Origin of the sequence: Amycolatopsis echigonensis (assembly GCF_002846615.1) — a bacterium.
GTDB classification, from domain to species: Bacteria; Actinomycetota; Actinomycetes; order Mycobacteriales; family Pseudonocardiaceae; genus Amycolatopsis; species Amycolatopsis echigonensis.
Window position 1 is genome coordinate 3,961,104 of the sequence record NZ_PJMY01000003.1, and the last position, 25,156, is coordinate 3,986,259.

Consider the following 25,156-nt stretch of genomic DNA (forward strand, 5'->3'; position numbering starts at 1 on the left):
CCGAGAAAGTGGGAGACAATGCGGCAAACCACTCAGGTTCTCGTGATCGGCGGTGGGCCAGCCGGTTCGACGACCGCGGGCCTGCTGGCCCGCCAAGGTTTCGAAGTGACCGTGGTGGAGCGTGAACACTTTCCCCGCTACCATATCGGCGAGTCCATTCTGCCGTCGTGCATTCCCATCCTGACCCTCCTGGGCGCACGCGAAAAGATCGAGAAGCACGGATTCCAGGTCAAACGCGGCGTGTATTTCCGCTGGGGCCCGGACGAATGGGAGATGACGTTCAACGAACTCGGCGACGACACCCCGTACGCCTGGCAGGTGGTCCGCTCGGAGTTTGACCGGATACTGCTCGATCACGCCGCCGAACTCGGCGCAGCGGTCCACCAGGGAGTCACGGTCCGCGAGATCGAGTTCGACGGCGTTCGCCCGGTCGCCGCCACCTGGGTGAACACCAAAGACGCGAGCGAGAAGGGCCGGATCGCCTTCGACTACGTGGTCGACTGCTCCGGTCGTGGCGGTGTGTTCGCCACCCGGTACCTGAAGAACCGCCGGCACCACGAGATGTTTCGGAACGTTGGCGTATGGCAGTACTGGAAGGGGGCCAAGACCTTGCCGGGCGGCCCGGAGGGGTCGACCGGGGTGTGCTCGGTGCCCGGTGGTTGGTTCTGGATCATCCCGCTGCACAATGACACGGTCAGCGTTGGGCTGGTCACCGGCAAGGAGGCCTTCGCCGGGCGGCGTGCCGAGCTGGGCGGTATCGGGCAGGTCTACGACGAGGCCGTCAAGCAGTGTCCGGCGGTCGAGCAGTTGCTGAAAGGTGCCGAGCCAGCCTCCGAAGTCAAGCTTGAACAGGACTACTCGTACGTTGCGAAGTCCTTCACCGGCCCGGGCTACCTGCTCAGCGGTGACGCCGCCTGCTTCCTCGACCCGTTGCTGTCCACTGGGGTACACCTGGCCACCTACAGCGGGATGCTCGCGGCTGCCGCGATCGGAAGCGTGCTGCGTGATGAAATGCCTGAAGAGGAGGCCTTCGGCTTCTACCAGCGGGTCTATCGGCGGGCGTACGAACGGATGTTGGTACTGGTCTCAGTGTTCTACCAGAGCTATCGCGGCAAGGATTATCACTTTTACCAGGCGCAGCAACTGTCTGCCGGGGAGAAAAACGAGTTGAACCTGCACGAGGCTTTCTTGCGCATCATCTCCGGTATCGAGGACATGGACGACGCGAAGGGAGCCGCCTACGACTTCGCTGTGCGCGAGCTGACCGGCGGTGAGTCCGGTGACCGTAATCCGTTCAACCATCTGGACAAGATGCGGGACGAACCACTCAGCGCAGAGCAGGCGGTCGGCGGCATCTACTTGAGTTTCGCACCGAAGCTCGGTCTCGCCCGAGTGCCCAAGACCTCCGCGAACCGCGAAGAGTGAACCGCTGGGGGGCGTCTGGTCGCCCCCCAGCGGTGCCCCGTTCACGCGCGCATTTGCAGATCCACCAGCCCGGCTGGAAACGGAGTCCGCTGTTCCTGCCGCAGATCCAGTGAGAGGTCCTGCTGGAGCCGTTCGCGGGCGTAGGCCAGTGCCAGCTCGTTGAAGCTGTAGCGGACCTCGCCGCTGTGCCGAAGGACCGTGAGCAGATGCAGGTCGGCGAGCCGACCGAGGATCTTGTCGACCACCCGCCAGTCGTGCCGTAGGAGCTTGGTCACTTCGGAGGAGTCGAATTCCTTGTCCGGCAACAAAGTCAGTACGCGCAGCACGGTCAGCTCCGCGGTGTTCAGGCTCCGATAGGCACGATCGTACAGCTGGCGCGGATCGATGTCCTCGCAGCACAGCAGCTCCAGTCGCCTGCCGGGGTCACGAAGCCGCTGGGTGAACCAGGCCAGCGACCGACCGTGCGTGGCCATCAGCCGGTGTGCCGCGGACCTCAGTGCGAGCGGAACACCGCCGCACAGTTCCACGAGATGGCAGGCGGCCCGCCGTTCATCGGGGGCCTCGATCCGGCCCAGAATGCCTTCGAGCATCAGTACCCCCTGCTCGGTGTTGAGCGGGCCCAGTTCGATGGTGCGGCTCGCGGGCAGTCCGGCCAGGCGGTTTCGGCTGGTGACCAATGTGATCGTGCGCGGTCCGCTGAGCACAAGCGGGCGAATCTGCGCGAAGCTGTCCGCGTCGTCCAGCACGACGAGTACCTGCCGCGGCGCGCCCCACGAACGGAACAGCTTGGCACGTTCGTCGAGCCCACCGGGGATCGGTCCAGGCACGTTCGCCGCACGCAGGAATTGGTCGAGCACGTCGTTCGGATCAGCCGGACATCCACCCTCGTTGAGAGTGGCGATCAGCTGACCGTCCGGGAATTCGTCGCGTACCGCGAGTGCGAAGTTGACGGTGAGTGCGGTCTTTCCGGTACCCGGCGGCCCCGTTACCGCTGCCACCGCGGCAAGCGACCGGGTATCCAAATCGGTCATCGTGCACTCGCGCAACCGGGAGAACTGGCGCTGCCGATGGACGAGGTCGGGTGTACTCGGCGGTAACTGAGCGGGAGCCGGCCACCCGGTCTTCGTATGCTCCGATGCGTCGGACGGGGCGAGCGAGAGATCGAGCGATGGGTCGCAGGACAACATCGCCTGGTGCAGCTCCTGCACCCGCGATGTCGGCTCCGTGCCCAGCTGCTCCACCAGGATGGTCCGCAATTGCTGGTAGGTCTGGAGCGCCTCGGACGACCTGCCGGAACGGTAGAGCGCCAGCATCAACTGCGCGTAGATGTTCTCCTGCAAGGGGTACTCCTTGGTCAGCCCACGCAGTTCGCTAACCAGTACCTTGTGCTTGCCCAGCCGGAGGTCCGCATCCACCCGCAGGTCCAGCGCGGCCAGCCGAAGCTCCTCTAGCCGAGCCACGTACGGTGCGAGTATGCCGCCGACCGGGACATCTGCCAGCGCGGGTCCTCGCCACAGCGCGAGCGCGTCGGCCAGGACCCGTGCCGCACGCTCGGGTTCGCCGGGCAGGAGGGCTCTGCCCTCGTTCAACAGCCGCTCGAACCGGCGGAAATCCACCGCATCCTCTTCGAGGGACAGCAGATAGCCCGAGTAGCTGGTATCGAGGGATACCTCAGGCAATCCGATCTGCGCCAGCAGAATCTTGCGCAGCTTGTAGATGTAGGTCTGTAGTGTCGGCTGGGCACTGATCGGAGGCGTGTCGCCCCACAGCTCGTCGATCAGCTCGCTGATCTGCACTGGTTGGTTGTTGCGGGCCACCAGCAAAGCGAGGACCTGCCGGAGCTTCGGCGCGGTCAGCCTCAGCTCACCACCGGCATTCCTTACCTCGAACGGACCAAGTATGTTGAATAACAAGACGCGTCCCCCAGCGTTTTCAAATATTTTATTTAGGGTTCAACAATCGACGATCATCGCCACCTTGACCGATCGGTACCTCGCGGGCAGAACGCCCTCCCCAGATATCACGTCTACTGTTCTGGGACAGTACCTACGGGTCGGTCGAGTGTCAAAGTCGATCATGAGACACGGATTTGCTGACGTGAACATGCATTGACAGAGTCGTCAATATATGTTGACATGACGTTGCGTGATGAATGTGGACGGTATGCAGCGTGCGGTAGGGGTGCCATGGTGGAGCAAGGTGCCGCGGCAGCGGCGCGGGTATCGGATATCGCAGGCGACGGCATCGTCTGGCTTCAGGAAGGGGGGCTGTCCCGCTCCGGTCTGGCCTGTCCGGACGTGGCGTTGCTGATGAGCTTGTCGCGCCAGTTCCGGGTGCCGCGTTCGTTCTGTGCGATCGCACCGCCTCCGCGGGTGCGACGGCGCGGTCGCCTCTTCGACCGCGGCAGCCTGCTGCAGCAGGTCGACGATCTCATCGACGAGCAGGCCGGTGCATGCGGCGGGGCCGTTGACGTGCGCGCTGCCTGGTCGAGCCTTGGCGACCGGCCTCGACACCAGCTGCGGGATCCACTGGTGTTCCGCAACGTCGTCGGCGCCGACGCGATCGTCGCCGCGGTGACCGAGTGTTTCGCGTCGACGGAGGTTCCGGATGCGCCATCCGTGGTGGTCATTCAGCCATTCGTAGCGGCTGATGCCTATGCGCTGGTGTCGTCGATTCCCCGATCCTTGTCTGTGAACGGCGGATTTCTTATCGAAGCGGCTTGGGGGACGGGAGAGCCGCTGCCGCATCCGCGCGTGGCGATGGACCGGTTTGTGGTACAGTGCGCGGATCTGTCGATCATCGGGCAGCAGATCGGCATCAAGGAGCGGACATTCGTGCCGGGGGCCGGAGGCGTTGTCGAGGTGGCAACTCCCCCGGCTCTGCGGCGTGCCCCGTGCGTCAGCATGCTGCAGGTTCGAACCCTGGCGTTGATCGCTTCGGAGGCGGAGCACAAGGCGGGCCAGGCCGCCCAGGTGGAGGTCGCGTTCGCCGGCGGCCGATGCACTGTGTTGTGGGCTGGGGCGCTCCGGCCGTGATCAGGTCGAATTTATCTTCCCTTTGCATGGAAAGAGGTAATTGTCCGTATTTGGTAGCTCAGTCGGACGGGATTCGCGACCCCAATGCGGGCGGGTGTCGCGAGCTGCCGTCCGGACGAATCCGGTTTGTTCGCAGCAGCCCTCCCGCTCTCGAAAGCGTTGCGTGACGGGAACTTTGCTTCGGTTTCGACCGCGGCGCGCTGGAAAACGGTGCCGATCGATGTGTGCCAGACGGCCCGGGTCAGGTGTTTCACCACGATCTGGCAGGTGCCGGCAGGGCTCGCGGATGGCCGGAGCCAACCGGCACCCGGCCACCCGACGCACCTACGTCCTGCGTCACTATGTCCACCACGTCTCGTGTGACAAGCGCGCATGTTCGGCAAGACCCGCCGGGAGTTGGCCTACTACACCTGCCAACCGCAACTGGACCGCGTCGGGAACCCCACAGGACTACGCCGACCACCCCCGCTCCGTGTACGTGCGAGAAGACCGGCTGCTCGACTGCGTGCAGACCTTCTTTGCCCAGCGGGTCCTCGGCCAAGACCGCGCCGTGCTCCTGCGGCACCAAATGGCCAAGCAAGGCATCCATGAGCGTCAGGACCACAAGAAGCGGATCGCGGCGGTCGAGAAGGCCATCGCCCAGCTAGGTCGCCGCCAGGACAACCTCATGGATGAGCGGGAAGCCAAGACCATCGACGACAACGACGAGGCCGGGCGTGCGTGGGCCGAACGGCTCCGCGCCCGCTTCGCCGACCTGGAGAACCAGCGACGGGCGAAGCTGGCCGAATTGGACGAGCTGCGAATCGTGGCCGAACGGGAACAGCCTCAACAGCCCGAGCTGCTCGACATGCTGCCGCAACTGTCGCTCGACCTGGCCGATGCACCCGACCCGCCGCAGCGGGGTCTGTACGAAGCCTGCGGCATGAAGATCTACTACGACCACGTCACCCGCAACGTCACGATCCGCGCCACCCTGCGCGCTGAAACGGTGCCAGCCGTGGAGCAGGAGGCCACCGTGATCGCTCTGACCAGCGCAAATGCCAACCGCGACATGCAGGCTCCGCCGCAACCGGCGTCGGATGATGATGTTGCCCATGTTTTGCGTGTCCTGCCGGGGGCACATAACCGCTGGTCAGCGCTGTGAGCTTTGAACCTGCGACGCCCGAGCTCACACTTAACCGTCACTTTTAGGCATCCCGGCCCGTGGCTGATTTCCTAGCGCGGGGTGTGCTCATGGCGCACCCGGTCAAGCCACTGATTCACCTATGCCAAGCGGGCGACGAAGTTATCGCGCCGTATCAGCGACGACGACTGCTCGTGTGCGGACGCGTTGCACGGCAGCCTCGGTTCCGAGTTCGGTGCGGGCCTGAGGATTCCGCTGGTAGAAGCGCAGGGTCTGGTAGACCAGGGCGGGATCGGCGGAGAGCAGGCGCGCTTGGATGCCGATATGCGGGTTGAACGCCAGCTCCGGTTGGCGACGTAGCCGGGTGCGCCGGCGGTACCAGCGCTCGCCGCTGTCCGTGGTGGCGAGCTCGATGATCGGGCCGTTGGCGTCGGCCGCGCCGACGTACATGATCGTGTCCCAGTCGGCATACGTCGAGAACGACCAGGAGCAGTGGTAGACGCCGCGGGGAGTCAGCGCGAGCACGCCGCGCCGGAGCTTGCCCCGCAGCACCAGCACCCCGCTGACGATCAGCGAGATCACGCACACCAGGCACACGATCGCGATCACGGCGGCACCGGCGTTGCCATGCGCCCCCTGGCTGGCGACGACCGCGGCGGCGGCGATGCCGAGCACTGCGAACAAGGCGAAACACACCACTGCCGCGGCGACGTGGATGGTGGTGAGCGTGGCCGAGTACGGCACGAGCAGCCCGGGTTCCCCGACCTCGGGGACCTGACCCGTCCGCACACCGCGTGCACCGCGCGCGGACGTCAGCAGGCGAGTGAGCAGGACATCGAGGGCGACACCGAGGAACAGGGGTGTCGCGAGGATGATGACACCGCTGCGAGGGTCTGAGGGCCCGCTGCCGAACGTCGAGACGGCGACCGCGATACCACCGACGGTCAACAGCGCGAACACGAACGCGATCAGCACGTACCGCGTCTTCCTGGCTCCGGCCCACTCGCTGGGCTGGGGCACGCGGCCCGTCACCGTGCCCGGCGTGTCCGTCATCTTGCTCCGTTCTCCGTTCGCCTATCCCGAGTCTGGCTGACCAGGACGCTAGAAGATCGAATTCCAGATCTTCGTGGCCGTGTGGCCCACCGCGCTCGCAGCATTGCCGACCGCATGCCCCACGGCCTCCGCGCCTTCGTTGATCGCGTGTTTGGCTCCCTCGGGAACCCAGTGGTCCCAGCCGTAATCAACCAGAGCGCCGGCACCGATACCCACGCCGACAGCGGCGAGGGCACCCCAGCCGACCGGACCGGCAACCAGCGCGGCCGCACCAGCGCCCGCGAGGCCGGAAATGATCGCCTTAGCGGGCGGCTTGCCCTCGTGGATGTCCCACCCGATCCCGGCTGCCGTGATGCCCAGTCCGACCACGGGGATCTTGCTGCCAACCCGTCGAGCCACCGAGGCCGCGTCCGTCTCCAGGTCCTCGGCCGCGGCGCGTTTCGCCATTTCCGTTTCAGTCTGGAACTTGGCCTCGTCGCTGCCGGGCGGTGCTTTCAGGTAGCGCTCCTTGGCGAGGTCGGCCTCTTCCTTGAGCCGAGACGCTTCGCCCTTTACGGCGCTGACGTGCTTCTCGACCAGGCGGCCCGCGTTCTCATTGAGGAACTCGGCTGCGTGCACATACTTCTTGCCCGTCAGGTCCGACAAGCCGCCATTGAGAACCTCTTTCGCGCCTGCCGTGTCGATTCAGCGTCGCGTCCGATCGGCCGTGGGTGATCGCCGAAACGCGGTCGATAGCATCCGGGCGGCCGAGCGATGGGCTGCCGTCGTAACAGATCGCTGCGTGAATCCGCCGAGGTCCATCGCTGCTGGGCGCGCACCTCAAGCTGACTACGAAGCTGTTGCTCGGCGGGTATCGGAACCGGGAACAGGGAGACGAATAGCGGAGACCATCTCTCAAGCCTTGCCGCTTCGCGCAACCCGGCGTCCAAGACTGATTCGCTATCCGGTGATGATCTGACGGCATGGTTGCGACCCGTTGCCCGCCGCGGTCGATCAAGTCCTGCGCCCGGTCCGAAGGCGCGCGGGATCTCGTCGTGGCGAAGGAACGCGGCTCGCGACTGACCGTTCACCGCACTGCGTGACGGTGCCGGGGCACACTGACGAGCAGGACGAACGCCGCGGCTGCCGTACAGATCGCGAGTGCGGTGCCGGGTGCCGTGGTTTCTGTCGCCGCGCCCAAGAGGCCGGAGCCAGCGGCGGCGCCGAGGTTGACCGCGGTGTTGATCCAACTGCTCGCTTCCGTCCGCGCGCTGGGATCGGTGCGGGCGTCTGCCGCGAGGTAGCCGACGATGAGCAGGGGTGCGATGAAGCCGCCAGCTGCGCCGATGCCGATGACGAGCACCGGTGTCGACCCAATGAGCCCGGCGGTCGCGCTGATGCCGACCAACGCGGCGCCGAGAATGAGCAGCTGCCGTTCAGCCGACCACCGCGGATTAAGCCGGCCGTACAGCAGACCGCCAAGTGCGCTGGTACCCGCGAACAGGGCCAAGACGACGCCCGGGAGAACCGCGGAGCCCTCGGCTGCCCCCATGGCTGGTGCCACGATCTCGACCGCGCCGAGGATGATTCCCGGCGCGAGGATCGCGATCAGCACAGGGAGAAAGCCGGGCGACCGCAAAGGTTTCGAAGTTTTCGCAAGGGTCTTGGCGCGGTGTCCCCGCTGCTGCCTGGACAGGGGACTGAGCACGAAAAGGCCGCTGCCTGCGGCGACAGACCCAGCTGAGACATAAAGCGCCAGCGTCGGATCCGCGAGTGCGGTGAGGATCGCGGAGGTCAAGGGGCCGACGGCGAAAATCAACTCTTCGGCGACGGCGTCCAGGCTCAAACCGCGAGTACGCAGCGGCCCGCTGGCGAGCGCCGCCGACCAGACGACGCGCATCGTCGAGCCGAACGGCGGGATTGACAGCCCCGCAACGGTGCCAAGGCACAGCAAGAAAAGCAACGGTGCGTCCGGATTCGCGGCGAACACGATGAGCGCGATCGTGTGGAGCGCACCCAGCACGGACAAGATGGCTGTCTGCCCGAACCGGTCGACCGCGCGCGCTCGCCAGGGCGTCGCAACGACATTGGCAGTTCCCAGCACGGCCGTGACGGCTCCTGCCGCGGCGAACGACCCCCTGCCGGACTCCAGAAGCAACACGAGCGCGAGCCCGGACATCGCCAGCGACGACCGGCCCAGGATGCTTGGCAGGAAAGAGCGCACTACGTGGGGTTGGCGCAGCGCAGCCCAGTAGGAAAATTGTTCAGTTGACACGTCGTTCTCCAGTGCACAGCGCGGATTGAGGCGCGCGCGGCCAACGGGTTCCTGCGCCGAAAAACGGCGCGCTGAGACCCGCCCGGGTCGGTGCTGGATCTGCGAGGGGCGGGCCGCAGGACCGTCAGCTGAAGAGGACGATGAACTGGAACATCGGCGCGACGGTATCAGGGGCGGCGCGTTCGGCGGTCGCCTTTTCGATCAGTGCGCCGGTGGCTGCGGTCAAGGTCTGGTAGCTCACCGAGGTACCGCGGACCGGTCGCTGAGCCGTCTCCGGACGCGCCGCCGGGAACTCTCGCGACGAACCAGCGATGAACATCCGCCCGTTCTTGATCGGTTACGCAACTCGGCGGTTCCCCACCGAAGAACTGACTCATGTGGGTGACCTGCACGAGGGTCGACTGCTGGTATCAGCCGCTCCGGTGGACCAGCCGAGTCACCTGGTCGTGTCTGGTTTCGAAACCATGAACAACAGTAGGTAATCTTCCGTAACGGGTGCGGGGAGCCGCCTCCAACCCACGGTCTGCCGGAGGGCTTCGTTGATCAAGCTCATGTTCGCCGACGACGAGGAACTAGTTCGGTCGGGGCTGCGCGCCATGATGTCCGGGGCGTCGGACATCGAGATCGTGGGCGAGGCAAGCGACGGCAGATCGGCGGTCGAGGTCGCCCGCCGCTATCACCCTGACGTCGCGCTGCTCGACATCAAGATGCGCGCCCCTGACGACGGCATTCGCGCGCTTCGGGCCATTCTCGCGCTGCCCGATCCGCCGACCGTCGCCATGCTCACCACCTTCGACATCGACGAGTACGTCAGCCTCGCGCTGCGGCTCGGCGCCAACGGCTTCCTGCTTAAGGACATCGACCCGTCGGCGTTGCTGCGGGCCGTGCGCGACCTGGCCAAGGGCGGTGCCGTCCTTGATCCGGGCGTGGCCGTGCGCATGGTGCAGAGCCATCGCGACGAGCAGCGGGCCGCGCAGCCGGCGCGCAAGCTGCTGGCGTCGCTGTCCGAACGCGAACGTGAGGTCGTCGCGCTGATCGGGCAGGGGCTGTCGAACGCCGAGATCGGCGGACGGCTGCACCTGTCGGAGGCGACGGTGAAGGGATACGTCTCGGCGGTGCTGTCGAAGATCGGCGCGGCCAACCGGGTGCAGGCCGCGCTCCTGGCCTACCGCGGCGGGCTCCTCGACCAGTAGAACCAGCAGATGCTGCTGACCGCGCTCGAGTTCGCCGGGCTGGTGGCGTTCGCGGCGTCCGGGGCGCTGGCCGCGGTCCGGGCGCGGCTCGACGTGTTCGGTGTCGTCGTGGTCGGCCTGACCACGGCGCTCGGCGGCGGCATCATCCGCGACGTGCTTCTCGGCATTCATCCGCCGACCTCCCTGCGGAACTGGCCGTACCTGGCCGTCTGCGCGGTGACGGCGCTGGTCGTGTTCGCCTTCCACCCACAGGTCGCCCGGCTGCGGCACGCGGTGCTGCTCGCGGACGCGGTCGGGCTCGGCGTGTTCGCCACCGCCGGGACGACACTGGCACTCAACGCGGGCGCGACCGGGTACGCCGCCTGCCTGATCGGCATGACCAGCGGCATCGGCGGCGGTGCGCTCCGCGACCTGCTCCTGCGGGAGATCCCGCTCGTGCTGCGCAAGGAGATCTACGCGATGGCCGCGCTGACCGGCGCGGTCTGCGTCTGGGTGGGGCACGCGCTGAGTCTCCCGGCGGGTGCGGTCACGACCGTCTCCGCGGCGGTCGTCGTCGCGATCCGCGTGCTCACGCTCTGGCGACACTGGAACGCTCCGGTCGCACGGCCGCCGGAAGAACGGTCGTTGTGACGTCAGCTGCAGATATGGATGTGCTTCCCGCCGACGCAGGTGTGCCCGTGCGGGTGCGGAATGTGCGGTACGTGCACGCTGCCGCCTGTATCGTCGGGCAGGGGAGTGACAGTGCCGCCAGACCCGGTCCCGGTGTCGGCGGGGTCGTCAGAAGGCAGCGAGAACGTTGGCGTCGAGGTGGGTGTCTCGCTGGTGGTTGGCGGTTCGTACGTCGGGACCGGACTGTAAGCAGGCGTCGTGAGCGGGACTGTCACGGAGGCGGGCGCAGAAGGCCCGGCGTCCTTGCTGCCGCACGCGTTGCCGATCAACCCGATGACGCCAAGTACACAAATACCAGCCAGCCACCCGGGACCGAGCCGTTTCCGATTGGCCATCAGCGCTCCTCCCTCTCAGGCCCAGCTGATGGTCGCGTCCGCCGCCCCGCCTGTTACGCGCCGGACTCCGGGGAGATGCTCTTTGTGTGTTCTGTGTGTGTTCTTAGGCGGGTCTCAGCACTCTGCGTAAGACTGGCGGCATGCGCATCCTCGTAGTGGACGACGACCGTGCCGTCCGTGAATCGCTCAGGCGGTCTTTGGAGTTCAACGGCTACACCGTGGAGCTCGCGAGCGATGGTGCGCAGGCGTTGGAGACGATCCTCGCCAACCGTCCGGACGCGATGGTGCTCGACGTGATGATGCCGCGCCTCGACGGGCTCGAAGTGGCCCGCCGGCTCCGCAGCACCGGCGACGACCTGCCCATTCTCGTGCTGACCGCCCGCGACACCGTCTCCGACCGGGTCTCCGGCCTCGACGCCGGCGCCGACGACTACCTGCCCAAGCCGTTCGCTCTGGAGGAACTGCTCGCCCGCCTGCGCGCCCTGCTGCGCCGCGCCGCGCCGGACGCTCAGCAGGGCGAGACGTCGGAGGTGCTGTCGTTCGCCGACCTCACGCTGGACCCGGGCACTCGCGAGGTCCGCCGCGGCGGTCGCGAGATCAGTCTCACCCGCACCGAGTTCGCGCTGCTCGAGCTGTTCCTCTCGTACCCCAAGCACGTGCTGACCCGCGGAAGGATCCTGGAGGAAGTATGGGGTTACGACTTCCCGACGTCGGGCAACGCGCTGGAGGTCTACGTCGGTTATTTGCGCCGCAAGACGGAGGCGGAGGGCGAACCGAGGCTGATCCACACGGTGCGTGGAGTGGGGTACGTCCTGCGCGAGACCCCGCCGTGACCGATCCCCCGGCGGGCGAGCAGGCCGCGCCGGCGGGGGAGGTGCCCGATCCGCGCGGCACCCGGTGGAGCACCCGCCGGTTCTCGCTGCGCGGCCGCGTCACGCTGCTGGCAGCCGCGTGCGTAGCGGGTGCCGTGGCGCTCGTTTCCCTGTGCGCGTATCTGGTGGTGCGCAACAACCTCCTCACCCAGCTCGACGACAACCTGCTCGCCCGGGCACAAGCCGCGGCGAACTCGCCGCAGGTGCCGACCGACCAGCTGCGCGAGGTCCCTGGTGCCCTGCTGGCCAGCGCTGACCTGCAGATCGGCCAGCTCAACGGCTTCACCGGCGACCTCATCTATCCGCAGCCAGGTACTCGGCCGCCGGTGGGCCCGGCCGAGGTGCGCGTCGCGACCGGCGTGCTGCCGCAGTCACTGCGCACCGACGCGGCCACCGGCATGCGCGTGGTCGCGGTGCCGCTCGGGCACGGGCAGGCGATCGTGCTGGCGCAGTCGATGGCTCCGACGATGCGGGCGCTGAACCAGTTGTCCGTGGTGCTGTTCCTGGTCGGCGGCGCCGGGATCGTAGTGGCCGCGGGTGCGGGCACGGCAGTCGCGCGGGCTGGGTTGCGCCCGGTCGACCGGCTGACGTCGGCCGCGGAACGGGTGGCCGCGACCGGCGACCTGCGTCCGATCCCGGTGAGTGGCGACGACGAACTCGCGCGGCTCACGCACAGCTTCAACATCATGCTCGGCACGGTCGCGGACTCGCAGGAACGGCAGCGGCAGCTCGTCGCCGACGCTGGGCACGAGCTGCGCACCCCGCTGACTTCCATGCGCACCAACCTGGAACTGCTGCTGTCGGCCAGTCGTCCGGGCGCACCGTCGCTGCCGGACGAGGACCGAGCTGACATCGAGGCCGACATCCGGGGCCAGCTCGACGAGCTCACCCAGCTCATCGGCGACCTGGTGGAGCTGGCGCGGCAAGACGAACCGCGCGAGCAGGCCGAGCGCGTCGACCTGATGGACGTGGTCGAGCGCGCGCTCGACCGGGCGCGCCGCCGGGCGGGCGAGATCGAGTTCGAGGTCGCGCTGCAGCCGTGGGTGCTCACCGGCGACAACAGCTCGCTCGAACGGGCGGTGCTGAACCTGCTGGACAACGCGGTGAAGTTCTCGCCGCAGGGTTCGCGGGTGCGGGTCACGCTCCGTCCGCTCGGCGACGGCACCGCGGTGGTCGAGGTCGCGGACTCCGGGCCCGGCATCGCCGAGGAGGACCTGCCCAAGGTGTTCGACCGGTTCTACCGCTCGTCGGAGGCGCGCACCCTGCCCGGATCCGGCCTTGGGCTGGCGATCGTGAAGCACGCCGCCGAACGGCACGGAGGCACGGTCTACGCCAACCGGGCACCGGAAGGCGGGGCTCTGCTCACCATCCGGCTGCCGGGGGCGCCTGTCGCCTGAGCCGGTCGCCAGGCTGGGCTGTCGTCCGACCGGGGGACGCTTCAACCGCACGTCGCGCGCACCTGATGTTGAATCGTGTAGGATTTTGTGCAGTTGATGGGTGTGCTTGGGGAGTGGCGGTGCTCGCGCGGCAGCGACAGGCGGTGATCCTCGAGGAGGCACGCCGGACCGGTGCGGTCCGGGTCAGTGACCTCGTCGCGAGGCTCGGCGTGTCCGACATGACGGTCCGCCGCGACCTCGACGTGCTCGCGGGCCGGGGCCTGGTCGAGAAGGTCTACGGCGGCGCGACGTCGCTGGTCGGGAAGAGCACCGACGAGCCAGGGTTCGAGGCGAAATCAGTGCGCCAGCGCGCGCAGAAGGAAGCGATCGCCGAACTGGCCGCCACGCTCGTCAAACCGGGCACCGCGATCGGCCTGTCCGCGGGAACCACCACTTGGACGCTCGCGCACGCGCTCGACGGCGTCGAGGGCCTCACCATCGTCACCAACTCGATCCAGGTCGCCGACGTGCTGCGCAACGCGGGCCAGCCGGACCGCACGGTGGTCCTCACCGGTGGCGTGCGCACCCCGTCGGACGCGCTCGTCGGTCCGGTCGCCGTGCAAAGCCTGCGGACGCTGCATCTCGACCTGGTCTTCCTCGGCGTGCACGGGATGGCGGTGGGGCCCGGGTTCACCACCCCGAATCTCACCGAAAGCGAGACCGACCGCGCGCTGGTGGAGGCCGGGCGGCGGCTGGTGGTGCTCGCCGACCACACGAAGTGGGGCACCGTCGGCATTTCCACGATCGCGGATCTGGAAGAAGCGCAGGTCGTGGTGACTGACGACGGCCTGGACCACCGTGCGCGAGAAGAGCTCGCGGAGCGGGTCGGAGAACTCATGATCGCCGAAACGGCGGAGAACCTCGAGGCAGAAGAAGCGTGAAACGCACTGTGCGGCACCTGGCGGACGGCCGGGAGATCATCTATTTCGACCACACCGACGCCCATGACCGGCTCGCCGCCGACACCCGGGACCTCCCGCCGGTCGCGGCGGCCTCGGAGATCCGCCGTGACCCGCTGACCGGCGAGTGGGTCGCGATGGCGGCGCACCGCCAGACGCGCACGTACAAGCCCCCGGCCGACCTCTGCCCACTCTGCCCGACGCGGCCGGGCAAACCGAGCGAGATCCCCGAAGCCGACTACGACGTGGTCGTGTTCGAGAACCGGTTCCCGTCGTTCTCGCAGCAGGCGACCGGTGATCCGTCCACTGTGGACGGATTGGGTCTGGTGCCGACCGCGCCGGGTCTCGGCCGCTGCGAGGTCGTGTGCTTCACCAGCGACCACGACGGCGCGTTCTCCCGGCTGGCCCCGGAACAGGTGCGCCTCGTGGTGGACGCCTGGGCCGACCGCACCGCGGCGCTCGCCCAGACGCCTGGTGTCGAACAGGTCTTCCCGTTCGAGAACCGCGGCGAGGAAATCGGCGTCACGCTCTCGCATCCGCACGGCCAGATCTACGGCTATCCGTTCGTCACGCCGAAGACCGAAAGGATGCTGGCGGTCGCGCGCGAACACGGCGGGTCGGTGCTCGGCGACGTGCTGGCCGCGGAACAGAAATCGGGCGAGCGCGTGATCGCCGCCGGCGAGCACTGGACGGCTTTCGTGCCGCCGGCCGCGCGCTGGCCGGTGCACATCCAGATCGTGCCGCACCGGCAGGTGCCGGACCTCCCGTCGCTCACCGACGCCGAGCGCGACGACTTTTCCCGTGTGTACCTGGACGTGCTGCGCCGGTGCGACGCGCTGTACGACCGGCCGCTGCCCTACATCGCGGGCTGGCACCAGGCACCGGTGCGGCGGGACCGGGAGCTGTCGTGGCTGCACCTCGAGCTGTTCTCCGTGCTGCGGGCCAAGGACAAGCTGAAGTACCTGGCCGGATCCGAGTCGGGCATGGCGGTCTGGATCAACGATGCCACCCCGGAACAGATCGCGGAGCGGCTTCGCTCGGCAGGCTGACCGGAACTCACGGCATACTCATCTACGAAACACAGGTTCGACTCAGGAACCTCTCAGGCCCAGCCGCTTAGGTGAGGACATGACCGAGAACGACCCCCACGTGCCCGACTCCGCGGCGGGTCGCCAGGACCCGGGTGCCCAGCCGGGCACCGAAGGCCAGGCGGCCTGGCAGCAGACCCCGGCTCAGCCGGACCAACCCTCTTCCGCCGGCTCGGCCGGCGGCGACGCGGGACAGTCGGCTTCCAGCGCGACTGGTTCGACTGCCGCGTACGGATCGGCCGCTGAGGGCTCGGCAGGGACGTCGGGCCCTGGTGCGACGAGCGGAGACGCTTCCGGCGCGTACGGAGCGCCTGCGGGGCAGTACGGTGCCGCTCCTGTGTACGGGACTGCTCAGTCTGGCGGTGCTCCGACTGGAGGCACGCCGAATCCGTGGTCGGCCCAAGGCGCGGCCGCGCCGCAGCACGGCCCCGGCACCCAGCAGCAGCCGACGGCGGGTCAGCCGTACGGCAGCCAATACCCCGGCGGACCGCACACTCCGCCCGCCGGAGCCCAGGCCAATCCTTACGGTGCACCGGGAACCTCGGTTTACGGCGTCCCCGCGCAGCGCGAGAAGAAGGGTTCGGCGGGCAAGCTCCTCGCGGGCGTCGCCGCGATCTCGCTCGTGATCGGCGGCGTGGCGGGCGGGACCGTCGGGTACCTCACCGGCGGGTCCGGTTCGTCGGTGAGCGCGCTCGACGCGCCGAAACCCGCGCAGCAGACCGGCAACGTGCCAGCCGGCTCGGTCGAGTCGGTGGCGCAGAAGCTGTCGCCGAGCGTGGTCGAGCTGCAGGTGTCCGGCCGGACCGCGGCGGGCGAGGGCTCCGGTTTCGTGATCAGCAGCGACGGCTACATCCTCACCAACAACCACGTCGTCCAGGTCGCCGCGAACGGCGGCCAGATCCAGGCCGTGTTCCAGGACGGCAAGAAAGCCGCGGCGCAGGTCGTCGGCCGGGACCCGACCACGGACATCGCCGTGGTGAAGGTGTCCGGCGTCGGCAACCTCACGCCGGTCGAGCTGGGCCGGTCCGACGACCTGCGGGTCGGACAGCAGGTCGTGGCCATCGGCTCGCCGTACGAGCTGACCGGCACGGTCACCTCGGGCATCGTCAGCTCGCTGCACCGCCCGGTGCAGGCAGGCGGCGACGAGACCGACCAGACCACGGTGATGGACGCGATCCAGACCGACGCCGCGATCAACCCCGGCAACTCGGGCGGTCCGCTGGCGAACATGAGCGGCCAGGTCATCGGCATCAACTCGGCCATCTACAGCCCGAATTCGAGCCGCGGCCAGGGCAGCGGGTCCGAGGGCGGCAACGTCGGCATCGGCTTCGCCATCCCGATCGACCAGGCACGCCGCACCGCGCAGGACATCATCAAGACCGGGCACGCGACCCAGACGTTCATCGGCGCGAAGGTCACCGACGCGCCCCAGGGCGGCGCCCAGCTCGGCGACATCACGCCGGGCAGCCCGGCGGAGAAAGCGGGCCTGAAGTCCGGCGACGTGGTGACCAAGATCGACAACCGCGTCATCGACAGCGCCAACACGCTCGTCGCCGCGATCCGCACGCGCGCCCCGAACGACCAGGCGACCTTCACGCTCGCCGACGGGCGCACGGTGCAGGTCACCCTCGGCGGACAGCCGGTACCGGCCAACTAGATCGCTCGGCCGCCGTGGCGCGGCCGAGACCAGCCATGGCTCGACCCCCTGTCCGCGCTTGGGGCCGAACCTTTGCAGGCCACGCGCGACCGGAGCATCCGAGCCGGTCGCGCGTGGCCGTTTTAGCGGCCCGCGCCCGAAAACCGGCTTGCGCACGAAAACACGAAGAGGCTCTCCGTGCCGCCTCCGACTCGGCACGGAGAGCCTCTCCGCGTGCGGTGAGGTGCCCACGCGCACGCTGTCCCAAACGCCGAATCCGCGGGAAAATTCCGGTAGCGGAAGAAAACCCAGGTCAACTACGTGCGAGCGACCGAATTTTCCGTGCCGCACTACGCCGGAACTGGACAATCCGGACGACCGACACGACCAGGACCGCACTCCACACCACCGCGAGCGTCGCCATCAGCCCCAGCCACGCGTTCCCGTCATGCAGACCAGGCTTCGGCGGCACGCCATAAGTGCGCCACAACAGCGGGAACGCCACGAAACCCAACACCGCGGTCAGTACCGCGCCGATCTGCACTGGCCCCCGCCAAGGCCGCGGCAGGACCCGAGCGAGCAACAGGCCGATCGCCCCGGCGACCGGAGCGAACACCGCGTCGTTGACGATCGGACCGCCGCCGATCCACAGCAACGTCGTGAAGCTGTCCGGCCACGCCGGTGCCGCATAGTCGAGGAACAGCACGATCCCGTACGCCAACGCCGCCAATCCGGGCAGCGCCAGCACAATCCGCGCGGTCTTCACAGCACCTCCAGCTTGGCGACCCACTTCGTCTGCAGCACGCCCGGCCGGCTGGGCGCGATCACGCGGCACGGATAGCCGTGGTCGAGATTCAGCACCTCGTCGTTCAATTCCAGTGCCAGCAACGTGAGCGGGTCGGCTGTGTGCTCGCCGGGCAGCACGCTGACGCCGTACAGGCCGGTCTTCTCCAGCGACGACACGCGCACGTCCACCCCCGGCTCGCTGCCCGCAGCGTGCAACAGTTCCGGGAACGAGATGCCGCGCCACGTCGCGATCTGGCTCCACCCTTCGACGCACGCGATCGGCAAGTCCACAGTGGTCTGCGGCAATGCCCGCAACTCGGCCAGCGTGAACTGCCGCGTCCCTGCCGGCGTCGCCACCGAGAGTCGCCATCCGGGGTCCTGAGCGGCCCGCGTTACCTGTGCTGCCACGGCCGTGCGGTTCACCGGCAGCTTCTGCGTGCCCTTGTCCGATCGCCACGACAACCCGGAGACGCTCCGCAGCGCGGGAACGGTCGCTCCCGCGGTGGCCAGCACAGCGACCCCCGTCGCGATCCCCGTGGTGGCCAGGAATCCTCGGCGCGACAATCCAGGGCCAGGCCGCTGGGCAGGCGCACGTTCGCGCGTGAGCGCCCGCCGGATCACCGGCAGTTTCACCGCGACATGCACGAGGATCGACCCGATCGCGACCCACGCCACCGCGTAGTGGACCTGCGGAAAGTAGAAATTCCACGGGTAGTTCTGCGCGACGTTCAGCAATCCCGAACTCAGCTCGAAGAAGGCCGCCCCGGACAGGACGAGGATCGACAGCCTCTCCACCGCGTGCGGCGCCGAGCGCACCAGCGGCCGTTCGAACAACTTCGGGTAGACACTCCACAGTTTGGCCAGCAGCAACGGAATCGCCGCGATCCCGGACAGCACGTGCGCGCCCTGCGTCACCCGGTACAGCCACACCGGCCGGCTGGGCCAGAAGAACCACTCCGGCGGATGCTGGATCAAGTGGCTCAACAGTCCGGTGACAAAGCAGATCAGGAACGCGAGCCCGAGCAGGCTGCCGACCCGAGCCGTCACGCGCTCGCCGTGCGCGCCGCCCTTGAACTGCTCCGCCTTCGGGACCCGGCGATCGACAGCGCGGGCCTGCTCGCCGATCTTGGCTTGCGCCGCGGTGACCCGAGCGTCGAGCCCGCGCCATGCGGCCACCAGCCGTCCGCGCTTCATGCTCGTGCCAGCTTCGCGAACCAGCGGTGTCCGCGACTGGTCGTCCACACCACGCGAAAGCCAGTTCGCGCAGCGATCTCCGCAATGGCGTCGACTCCAACCCACGCCCAGGTGAACCACCGTCCGTCAGCGGGATCCGGCCGCAGACGGACGTGGTCTTGGCGCACCCCGTGGCCGGGTTCCTCGAGCTCCGCGAGCACGTCGCCGTCCGGCGTGAGCAACTCGTGCAGCCGCCGCAGCAGTGCATCGGGATCGCCGCCGATTCCGATGTTGCCGTCGGCCAGCAACACGTGATTCCACCGTCCCTCGCCGGGCAAGCGAGCGAAAACATTGCGCTGCAACGTACTTGCCCCGCGTCGCCGAGTCAGTCGTACCGCGACTGGCGAACTGTCCACGCCGAGAGCCACCACGCCTCGGCGCGTCAAAGCGGCAGTAAGCCGACCAGGCCCGCAGCCGACGTCGAGTGTCGGGCCCGCGCACGCGTCCAACAGCACGGCGTCGCCTGCGTCGCAACCGTCTGCCCAACGACCGACCGGAAGCTCGATCCGGTCCCCGTTCGCGAGCTCCAGCCAGCAGTGATGGCCAAGCAGTCCGCGGTCGAATTCCCGGCCAGTCGCGAGCTTCATGCCACCACTCCCACCGCGTCGACTGCGGTCGCGAACCTGCTGTCCGGCCGAATCGCGGCCACCCGCAGCGCGTCCTCCATGGTGTCCACATCGGACAAGATCGGCAGCTCGCCAACCCGGAGCCCTGTACCTTCCAGTGCCGCTCGGGTGCGGAATCCGGTGTCCGCACGTGACATCGGAACTCCAGCGAGCACTTGCGCCTGCCGCGGATCAGCGAGCCCAAGCCCCCACCAGCCACCGTCTGCCGCGCTGCCCAACACTGCATGGCTGGCTTTGGCGATGACCGGCTCGATCGCCGAAGTCAGCAGGGCGGGGGAGACCTGCGGCGTGTCCATTCCGATCTGCAGCACAGGCAAACCGGCGTGCACCGCGGCAGTGTCGGCGTGCGCGTTGGCCAGCCGGGTACCGAAATCCCAGCCTCGCTGCGCGATTACGGTCGCCTTCCGCAGCGCCCGACCGATTTCGCTGCCTCGCGCTGCCTCGGCGAGGTCGCCCGTCATCGCCACCACCGTGAGCGCGCCGTCAGTGGCGAACGCAGCGTCCAGCGTGTCCAGCAGCGCGGAAGCGGCGATCTCTGCTGCCTGTTCTGGTGTCGCCGGTGGGCACAACCGAGTCTTCGCGAACCCCGGTACCGGGGCTTTCGCAACCACAAGCACGCAGAACGTCATCGGGTCAGCACCCGCCCGAAGTCCCGCACCGCCCGCAATGTGCCGCGCACCGAGCCGGACACCTTCGATTTCGTGCCCTGTGCCCGTTCCCGGTAAGTGACGTCGAACTCCTGGACTGCCCAGCCCGCGCGCTGAGCCTTCACGAGCAGCTCAAGCGGATAGCCGAACGCCCGGTCCGCAACGCCTAGAGCCAGCAGCTCCCGGCGACGCACCGCCCGCAGCGGCGCGATGTCCCGCACTGACAGTCCACGGGACCGCAAGAGCAGTGAGAGGACGGCATTTCCTGCTCTGGCATGCCATGGCCAAGCCGCCCGAGAGACCGGCACGCGTCGCCCGACCGCGAGGTCAGCACCATCCAGGACCGCGGCGACCAGACGCGGCAACTCGGCCAGATCGAGCGACCCGTCGGCATCCGCGAAACAGACGAGGTCGGCGGTGGCGTTCTCCAGCCCGGTGTGGACTGCGGCTCCGTAACCGCGCCGCGGCTCGTCGACGACTTTCGCGCCGTGCGCGGCCGCGACACCAGGAGACCCGTCGTGCGACCCGTTGTCCACGACGATCGCGCGATACCCCGGCGGCAGACCGGCGAGCACGCCGGGCAGCGCGGCCGCCTCGTCGAGGCAGGGGAGGACGACGTCCACTCCGAATTCGTTCACGAGGCGTACGGTAAGTCTGGAAAGGACAGTGCAGAACCCTTGCTGTGCTTACCAAATCCTGACGCCCGCCAAGATCTTACCGACTTCTCACGGATCCGCGGGAAACCCGCCGGAACGCCGTCCGCGGGGTTATCGTGACCGGCGATGAGCGAGTCGACCAAGGCTGCCCGGCTCGCCGAGCCGCCACCCCCGGTTCCCGTCCGTCCCCGGTTCCGTGCTGATCTCGTGACGGTCGGCGTCACTCTCGTGGTGATCGCCGCCGCGACGGCCGTAGGCGTGTACTACAACCGGCCAGGGTCGGGCGTGGTGATCTACGCGTTCGCGCCACCGTTGTTCGCGCATTGGCTGCCGCACGCCGGCCCCGGCTCAGTGTTCGCCGTGGTGATCGCCGCCGGTGTCGTCCTCTACGGCCCGACCCTGGCCGCCCGGCTGCGCTGGCGGCGCGCCCTGCTCGCGGGCTACCTGGCTTCCCTCGCCTGGATCTTCTCGCTCGCCATGGTCGACGGCTGGACGCGCGGCTTCGCCGGCCGGCTCACCACTCCGCAGGAGTACCTGCACGAAGTCCCCGGCATCACGGACATCCCGCGGTTCCTCCGCGAATTCTCCTCGCGCATCCTCGATTTCCAGCCGAACTCGTGGACCACCCACGTGTCCGGCCATCCGCCCGGCGCGACCCTCGCCTTCGTCTGGCTCGACCGCCTCGGCCTCCACGGCGGCGCCTGGGCGTCGACCGCTGTGGTGCTGGTCGCCGCACTGGTCGCGGTCGCGGTACCAGCGACGATCGCCCTGCTCGGCAGTTCTGACGCCGCCCGCACCGCGCTGCCCTTCGCGGTGCTCAGTCCAGGTGCGGTGTGGCTGGGCGTGTCCGCGGACGGGCTCTTCGCCGGTGTGACCGCCACCGGTATCGCGCTGCTCGCCCTCGCGTCGGTGGGCTTCCGAGAGCGCCGTGCTTACGCCTGGCCCACGGCATTGGCAGCCGGGATTCTGCTCGGGTTCGGCATCTTCCTCTCCTACGGCCTCGTTCTGCTCGGCTTGGTCGCGCTGGCCGTCGCCGTGCTCGGCAGGCAATGGCGTGCTGCGGCGGCCGCCGTCCTCGGTGCGTCGGCAGTGGTCGCCGCGTTCGCCCTCGCCGGTTTTTGGTGGTTAGACGGGTACCACCTCGTGGTCGAGCGCTACTACCAAGGCGTCGCGGTGGTGCGTCCGTATTCCTACTGGGTGTGGGCAGACCTGGCCGCGGTGGCGGTCGCGTGCGGACCAGCAGTGGTCGCGGCCGCCCGCCGAGGGGTGGCTTCGGCGGTCTTCTTGCCTTCTCGCCGGACGCTCCTGCGCGATCCGGTGCTCCTGATCGTGGTCGCAGCCGTGCTCACGATTGTGTTCGCCGATTCGTCCGGCCTGTCGAAGGCTGAGGTAGAACGGATCTGGCTACCGTTCGGCGCGTGGCTGATCCCGGCCACGGCGCTGCTTCCGGCGGGCCACCGCCGCTGGTGGCTGGCCGGACAGGCGGTGGTCGCGCTCGCGGTCAACCACCTGCTGTTGACGAACTGGTGAGGTGAGGCATGGAAGACCAAGCGGGTCGCGTGCTCGTGGTCGACGACGACGAGACGGTGCGCGATGTCGTCCGCCGCTACCTCGAAACCGCGGGTTTCGCCGTCGACCTGGCTGGCGACGGCACGGCGGCGCTCGCCCAGTTCGCCGAGCGCGTGCCGGACCTGGTGGTGCTCGACGTGATGATGCCCGGTCTGAACGGCCTGGAGGTGTGCCGGAGGTTGCGGCAGACGAGCCAGGTGCCGATCGTCATGCTCACCGCGCTCGGCGAGGAGGAAAACCGCATCGCCGGACTGCAGCTGGGGGCGGACGATTACGTCACCAAACCGTTCAGCCCCAAGGAACTCACGCTGCGTGTGGCATCCGTGCTGCGCCGGGCTCGGATGCCGCGGCCCGAGCCGCCGACGGCTGAACTGACGGACGGCAACCTCCGGCTCCAGATGACCGCCCGCCAGGCCACGCTCGACGGCGCGGTGCTGCCGCTGACCACCCGCGAGTTCGACCTCCTCGCGTTCTTCCTCTCCCATCCCGGCGTCGCGTTCAGCCGGGCGGACCTGCTGGAGAAGGTGTGGGGCTGGGACTTCGGCGACCAGTCCACGGTGACTGTCCACGTGCGACGGTTGCGCGAGAAAATCGAACGTGACCCAGCCAAACCGGTCCGCGTCGCCACGGTGTGGGGCGTCGGCTACCGCTACGACCGGACGCAGCCATGATCGGCTCGGGCGAGTCGGCGTGGGACATGTTCGTCCACGTCCTGCACATCCTTCCGCTCGCCTTGCTGTTTGCCTTGCCGGTGGCGGCGCTGGGCGGGCTCGCGCTTTACCTGCTGCGGCACCGGTCGCTGGCCACCACGATGACCACGCTCGTGCTGACCCCGGTCGCCGCGATGCTGGTCGGGATCCTCGGCGTGAGCGGCTTCATGTTCACCGAGGCCCTGACCACCGAACTGCTCGTGTGCCTGCTCGTGGCACTAGTGGCGGTGCCCGCGGCGATGGTGCTGGGACGGGTCATCGCGCGGCGCAGTGTGTGGGAACGCGAGGCGCGGGAACGCGAACGCGCGGCGGAGAAATCGCGTCGCGAACTGGTCGCGTGGATCAGCCACGACCTTCGCAGTCCGCTCGCCGGGATCCAGGCGATGGCGGAGGCTCTGGCCGACGGCGTGGTTTCGGAACGCGCCGAGGTGGCCGACTACGCCCAGCGCATCAGCGGGGAAACGACCCGGCTGTCCGGCATGGTGGGCGACCTGTTCGAGCTGTCCCGGATCACGGCGGGAGCGCTCGAACTGAGCATGTCGGCGGTGCCGCTGCGCGACGTGGTGAGCGACGCGGTCGCCGCGCAAGCGCCCGTGGCTGACCGCAAACGCGTGCGGGTGCTGGAAAACGCGTCGGCGTGGCCGGTGGTGTCCGGCAGCGATCCGGAGCTGGCGCGGATAGTGCGGAACCTCGTGTCGAATGCCATCCGGCACACTCCGCCGGACGGCACGGTCGCCGTGCAGATCGGCATCGACGGCGACCAGGCGCTGCTGGCCGTGGACGACGGCTGCGGCGGGATTCCGGACGACGAGATCAGCCGGGTCTTCGACGTCGCGTTCCGCGGCACGCAAGCCCGCACCCCCGACCGCAGCGGCACCACCAGCGGCGGCGGCCTGGGCCTGGCGATCGCGAAGGGCTTGGTGGAGGCACACCGGGGACGGATCGGCGTGCAGAACCACGGCCCGGGATGCCGCTTCGAGGTGCGGCTGCCGTTGGCGGCGTCCTGATCTGTCTAGTGTGGACGGTCAGGACGCGGCGACTGCCGAGACCGGTTCCACGGTGTGATCGACCGCGATCCGGAAGAACGGCTCGTCCGGGAAATGCGCTGCCGCGACGATCGTGCCGGTGCCGACCACCTCGCCGAGCCAGCGGCGGCGGGTCAGCTCCGCCTGTCCGCGATCGACGTCGGACGCCGCGCCGATCGTCGGATCAGCCAACTGCTCCGGAATCTGGAAGACATCGCCGAGCAGGACGGCGCGACGGTCCTGGTCCGCGACTTCCAGCACGTAATGTCCCGGGGTGTGCCCGGGCGCATGCCGGACGGTGACGCCGGGCGCGACCGTTTCGCCGTCACTCAGCGGATGCAGTTTGCCCTGAGCGCGAAGGGCTTCCAGCGCTACGCGGCCGCGGTCATGCCGCCCCGCCGGTTCGACGAACGCCGCCCAGTCAGGCGCGCCGTACCGCACTTCGGCATTCGGGAAGTACGGCTCACCGTTCGGCGCGACCCAGCCGAGGTGGTCGGCGTGCAGATGAGTCAGCACCACGGTGTCGATGTCTTCGCGGGCGACCCCAGCTTCGGCAAGCGCTGCGGGCAACCCTCCGGTGTGCTCGGGCTCGACGGCGCTGACCACCGGGTGCAGCTGCTCTTTGGAGTGCTGCGGCAGATGCGGCTCACCGGACGGGCGCGGACCGAAACCGGCGTCGACCAGCACTGCGGAGCCGGCCGTTCGGATCAGGAACGCGCCGACGACCACGGGAACCGTGCTCGGTGCCGAGCGCTTGCCGTGGAGCCCCGGGAAGAACGACGACGGCAGCTGCAGCCGCCCGTCGCTCAGTGCGTGGATTTCGATGTCCCCCACCACGATGGAACGCATGCCCAGCATCAAGATCCGGTACGGCGGATTCATTCCG

General features: G+C 68.4%; 23 protein-coding genes. 13 read left to right on the forward strand and 10 right to left on the reverse strand.

Features of this window, described 5'->3' with window-relative positions:
- Positions 1–18: 18 nt before the first annotated feature.
- Positions 19–1,425 carry an NAD(P)/FAD-dependent oxidoreductase gene (locus ATK30_RS23850; RefSeq protein ID WP_101437511.1) on the forward strand — a complete coding sequence of 469 codons (1,407 nt, stop codon included), beginning with the start codon at positions 19–21 and terminating at the stop codon, positions 1,423–1,425.
- Positions 1,426–1,466: 41 nt separating this feature from the next.
- Here the strand turns inward: ATK30_RS23850 and ATK30_RS23855 are convergent, their stop codons facing one another.
- Positions 1,467–3,338, reverse strand: coding sequence for an AfsR/SARP family transcriptional regulator (locus tag ATK30_RS23855; RefSeq protein WP_101437512.1), 1,872 nt, complete (start codon positions 3,336–3,338; stop codon positions 1,467–1,469).
- 273 nt (positions 3,339–3,611) lie between these two features.
- Here ATK30_RS23855 and ATK30_RS23860 point away from each other — a divergent pair, with 273 nt between their 5' ends.
- Complete coding sequence (locus ATK30_RS23860) at positions 3,612–4,460, forward strand: PEP/pyruvate-binding domain-containing protein (protein ID WP_158242493.1); 849 nt, start codon at positions 3,612–3,614, stop codon at positions 4,458–4,460.
- A 472-nt stretch (positions 4,461–4,932) separates the two neighbouring features.
- Positions 4,933–5,604 (forward strand): hypothetical protein, encoded by a 672-nt coding sequence (locus ATK30_RS23865; protein ID WP_101437514.1) that lies wholly within the window; start codon positions 4,933–4,935, stop codon positions 5,602–5,604.
- A 141-nt stretch (positions 5,605–5,745) separates the two neighbouring features.
- Here ATK30_RS23865 and ATK30_RS23870 read toward each other — a convergent pair whose 3' ends face one another.
- The 3 genes from ATK30_RS23870 to ATK30_RS23880 all read right to left on the reverse strand — a co-directional run bounded on the left by ATK30_RS23870 (position 5,746) and on the right by ATK30_RS23880 (position 8,794).
- Positions 5,746–6,636: a hypothetical protein gene (locus ATK30_RS23870; protein WP_101437515.1), complete on the reverse strand. Its 891-nt coding sequence runs from the start codon at positions 6,634–6,636 to the stop codon at positions 5,746–5,748.
- 48 nt (positions 6,637–6,684) lie between these two features.
- A complete protein-coding gene (locus ATK30_RS23875; protein ID WP_101437516.1) occupies positions 6,685–7,281 on the reverse strand; it encodes a hypothetical protein in 597 nt (198 codons plus the stop codon).
- Positions 7,282–7,702: 421 nt separating this feature from the next.
- Entirely contained in the window at positions 7,703–8,794 is a 1,092-nt protein-coding gene (locus tag ATK30_RS23880) for an MFS transporter (RefSeq protein WP_208637409.1), read from the reverse strand.
- Positions 8,795–9,429: 635 nt separating this feature from the next.
- Here ATK30_RS23880 and ATK30_RS23890 point away from each other — a divergent pair.
- The 7 genes from ATK30_RS23890 to ATK30_RS23920 all read left to right on the forward strand — a co-directional run bounded on the left by ATK30_RS23890 (position 9,430) and on the right by ATK30_RS23920 (position 17,039).
- Positions 9,430–10,083: a response regulator gene (locus ATK30_RS23890; protein ID WP_101437519.1), complete on the forward strand. Its 654-nt coding sequence runs from the start codon at positions 9,430–9,432 to the stop codon at positions 10,081–10,083.
- A gap of 9 nt (positions 10,084–10,092) precedes the next feature.
- Positions 10,093–10,713 (forward strand): trimeric intracellular cation channel family protein, encoded by a 621-nt coding sequence (locus ATK30_RS23895; protein WP_101437520.1) that lies wholly within the window; start codon positions 10,093–10,095, stop codon positions 10,711–10,713.
- A gap of 514 nt (positions 10,714–11,227) precedes the next feature.
- Positions 11,228–11,920, forward strand: a complete 693-nt coding sequence (locus tag ATK30_RS23900) for a response regulator transcription factor (RefSeq protein WP_009083592.1) — start codon at positions 11,228–11,230, stop codon at positions 11,918–11,920.
- Entirely contained in the window at positions 11,917–13,356 is a 1,440-nt protein-coding gene (locus tag ATK30_RS23905; RefSeq protein ID WP_416332787.1) for a sensor histidine kinase, read from the forward strand. Before ATK30_RS23900 ends, ATK30_RS23905 begins: the two co-directional genes overlap by 4 nt.
- Positions 13,357–13,475: 119 nt before the next feature.
- Positions 13,476–14,276, forward strand: a complete 801-nt coding sequence (locus ATK30_RS23910; protein WP_101441028.1) for a DeoR/GlpR family DNA-binding transcription regulator — start codon at positions 13,476–13,478, stop codon at positions 14,274–14,276.
- Positions 14,273–15,343, forward strand: coding sequence for a galactose-1-phosphate uridylyltransferase (gene galT, locus ATK30_RS23915; protein ID WP_101437521.1), 1,071 nt, complete (start codon positions 14,273–14,275; stop codon positions 15,341–15,343). The genes ATK30_RS23910 and galT overlap by 4 nt, the downstream gene beginning before the upstream one ends.
- Positions 15,344–15,422: 79 nt before the next feature.
- Positions 15,423–17,039, forward strand: a complete 1,617-nt coding sequence (locus tag ATK30_RS23920; RefSeq protein WP_101437522.1) for a trypsin-like peptidase domain-containing protein — start codon at positions 15,423–15,425, stop codon at positions 17,037–17,039.
- 292 nt (positions 17,040–17,331) lie between these two features.
- On the opposite strand, the gene ATK30_RS23925 is transcribed toward ATK30_RS23920, so the two are convergent.
- From ATK30_RS23925 to ATK30_RS23945, 5 genes are read right to left on the reverse strand one after another with little or no spacing between them, the layout of a single operon-like run.
- The gene (locus ATK30_RS23925) at positions 17,332–17,784 is read right to left on the reverse strand and encodes a hypothetical protein (RefSeq protein ID WP_101437523.1); all 453 of its coding nucleotides are present in this window, start codon (positions 17,782–17,784) and stop codon (positions 17,332–17,334) included.
- Entirely contained in the window at positions 17,781–18,998 is a 1,218-nt protein-coding gene (locus tag ATK30_RS23930; RefSeq protein WP_244194707.1) for a molybdopterin-dependent oxidoreductase, read from the reverse strand. Before ATK30_RS23930 ends, ATK30_RS23925 begins: the two co-directional genes overlap by 4 nt.
- On the reverse strand, positions 18,995–19,624 hold the full coding sequence (locus ATK30_RS23935; RefSeq protein ID WP_101437524.1) for a methyltransferase domain-containing protein: 630 nt from the start codon (positions 19,622–19,624) through the stop codon (positions 18,995–18,997). The genes ATK30_RS23930 and ATK30_RS23935 overlap by 4 nt, the downstream gene beginning before the upstream one ends.
- On the reverse strand, positions 19,621–20,292 hold the full coding sequence (locus tag ATK30_RS23940; RefSeq protein ID WP_101437525.1) for a TIGR04282 family arsenosugar biosynthesis glycosyltransferase: 672 nt from the start codon (positions 20,290–20,292) through the stop codon (positions 19,621–19,623). The genes ATK30_RS23935 and ATK30_RS23940 overlap by 4 nt, the downstream gene beginning before the upstream one ends.
- Positions 20,289–20,933: a glycosyltransferase family 2 protein gene (locus tag ATK30_RS23945; RefSeq protein ID WP_101441030.1), complete on the reverse strand. Its 645-nt coding sequence runs from the start codon at positions 20,931–20,933 to the stop codon at positions 20,289–20,291. Before ATK30_RS23945 ends, ATK30_RS23940 begins: the two co-directional genes overlap by 4 nt.
- Before the next feature lie 159 nt (positions 20,934–21,092).
- Here ATK30_RS23945 and ATK30_RS23950 point away from each other — a divergent pair, with 159 nt between their 5' ends.
- The 3 genes from ATK30_RS23950 to ATK30_RS23960 are packed head-to-tail and all read left to right on the forward strand — an operon-like array spanning position 21,093 to position 24,252.
- On the forward strand, positions 21,093–22,496 hold the full coding sequence (locus ATK30_RS23950; protein ID WP_101437526.1) for a hypothetical protein: 1,404 nt from the start codon (positions 21,093–21,095) through the stop codon (positions 22,494–22,496).
- A gap of 8 nt (positions 22,497–22,504) precedes the next feature.
- Entirely contained in the window at positions 22,505–23,206 is a 702-nt protein-coding gene (locus ATK30_RS23955) for a response regulator transcription factor (protein ID WP_101437527.1), read from the forward strand.
- Positions 23,203–24,252 (forward strand): sensor histidine kinase, encoded by a 1,050-nt coding sequence (locus ATK30_RS23960; protein WP_101437528.1) that lies wholly within the window; start codon positions 23,203–23,205, stop codon positions 24,250–24,252. Before ATK30_RS23955 ends, ATK30_RS23960 begins: the two co-directional genes overlap by 4 nt.
- Before the next feature lie 18 nt (positions 24,253–24,270).
- Here the strand turns inward: ATK30_RS23960 and ATK30_RS23965 are convergent, their stop codons facing one another.
- The gene (locus tag ATK30_RS23965) at positions 24,271–25,152 is read right to left on the reverse strand and encodes an MBL fold metallo-hydrolase (protein WP_101437529.1); all 882 of its coding nucleotides are present in this window, start codon (positions 25,150–25,152) and stop codon (positions 24,271–24,273) included.
- Between the last annotated feature and the right edge of the window lie 4 nt (positions 25,153–25,156).

Bases quoted from the DNA above. Each gene is read 5' to 3' on its own strand.
- ATK30_RS23965 (WP_101437529.1), bottom strand. From the start codon at position 25,152: ATGAATCCGCCGTACCGGATCTTGATGCTGGGCATGCGTTCCATCGTG.
- ATK30_RS23870 (WP_101437515.1), bottom strand. From the start codon at position 6,636: ATGACGGACACGCCGGGCACGGTGACGGGCCGCGTGCCCCAGCCCAGC.
- ATK30_RS23860 (WP_158242493.1), top strand. From the start codon at position 3,612: ATGGTGGAGCAAGGTGCCGCGGCAGCGGCGCGGGTATCGGATATCGCA.
- ATK30_RS23895 (WP_101437520.1), top strand. From the start codon at position 10,093: ATGCTGCTGACCGCGCTCGAGTTCGCCGGGCTGGTGGCGTTCGCGGCG.
- ATK30_RS23940 (WP_101437525.1), bottom strand. From the start codon at position 20,292: ATGACGTTCTGCGTGCTTGTGGTTGCGAAAGCCCCGGTACCGGGGTTC.
- ATK30_RS23960 (WP_101437528.1), top strand. From the start codon at position 23,203: ATGATCGGCTCGGGCGAGTCGGCGTGGGACATGTTCGTCCACGTCCTG.
- ATK30_RS23950 (WP_101437526.1), top strand. From the start codon at position 21,093: ATGAGCGAGTCGACCAAGGCTGCCCGGCTCGCCGAGCCGCCACCCCCG.
- ATK30_RS23920 (WP_101437522.1), top strand. From the start codon at position 15,423: ATGACCGAGAACGACCCCCACGTGCCCGACTCCGCGGCGGGTCGCCAG.
- ATK30_RS23850 (WP_101437511.1), top strand. From the start codon at position 19: ATGCGGCAAACCACTCAGGTTCTCGTGATCGGCGGTGGGCCAGCCGGT.
- ATK30_RS23880 (WP_208637409.1), bottom strand. From the start codon at position 8,794: ATGTCCGGGCTCGCGCTCGTGTTGCTTCTGGAGTCCGGCAGGGGGTCG.
- ATK30_RS23955 (WP_101437527.1), top strand. From the start codon at position 22,505: ATGGAAGACCAAGCGGGTCGCGTGCTCGTGGTCGACGACGACGAGACG.
- ATK30_RS23935 (WP_101437524.1), bottom strand. From the start codon at position 19,624: ATGAAGCTCGCGACTGGCCGGGAATTCGACCGCGGACTGCTTGGCCAT.
- ATK30_RS23930 (WP_244194707.1), bottom strand. From the start codon at position 18,998: ATGAAGCGCGGACGGCTGGTGGCCGCATGGCGCGGGCTCGACGCTCGG.
- ATK30_RS23900 (WP_009083592.1), top strand. From the start codon at position 11,228: ATGCGCATCCTCGTAGTGGACGACGACCGTGCCGTCCGTGAATCGCTC.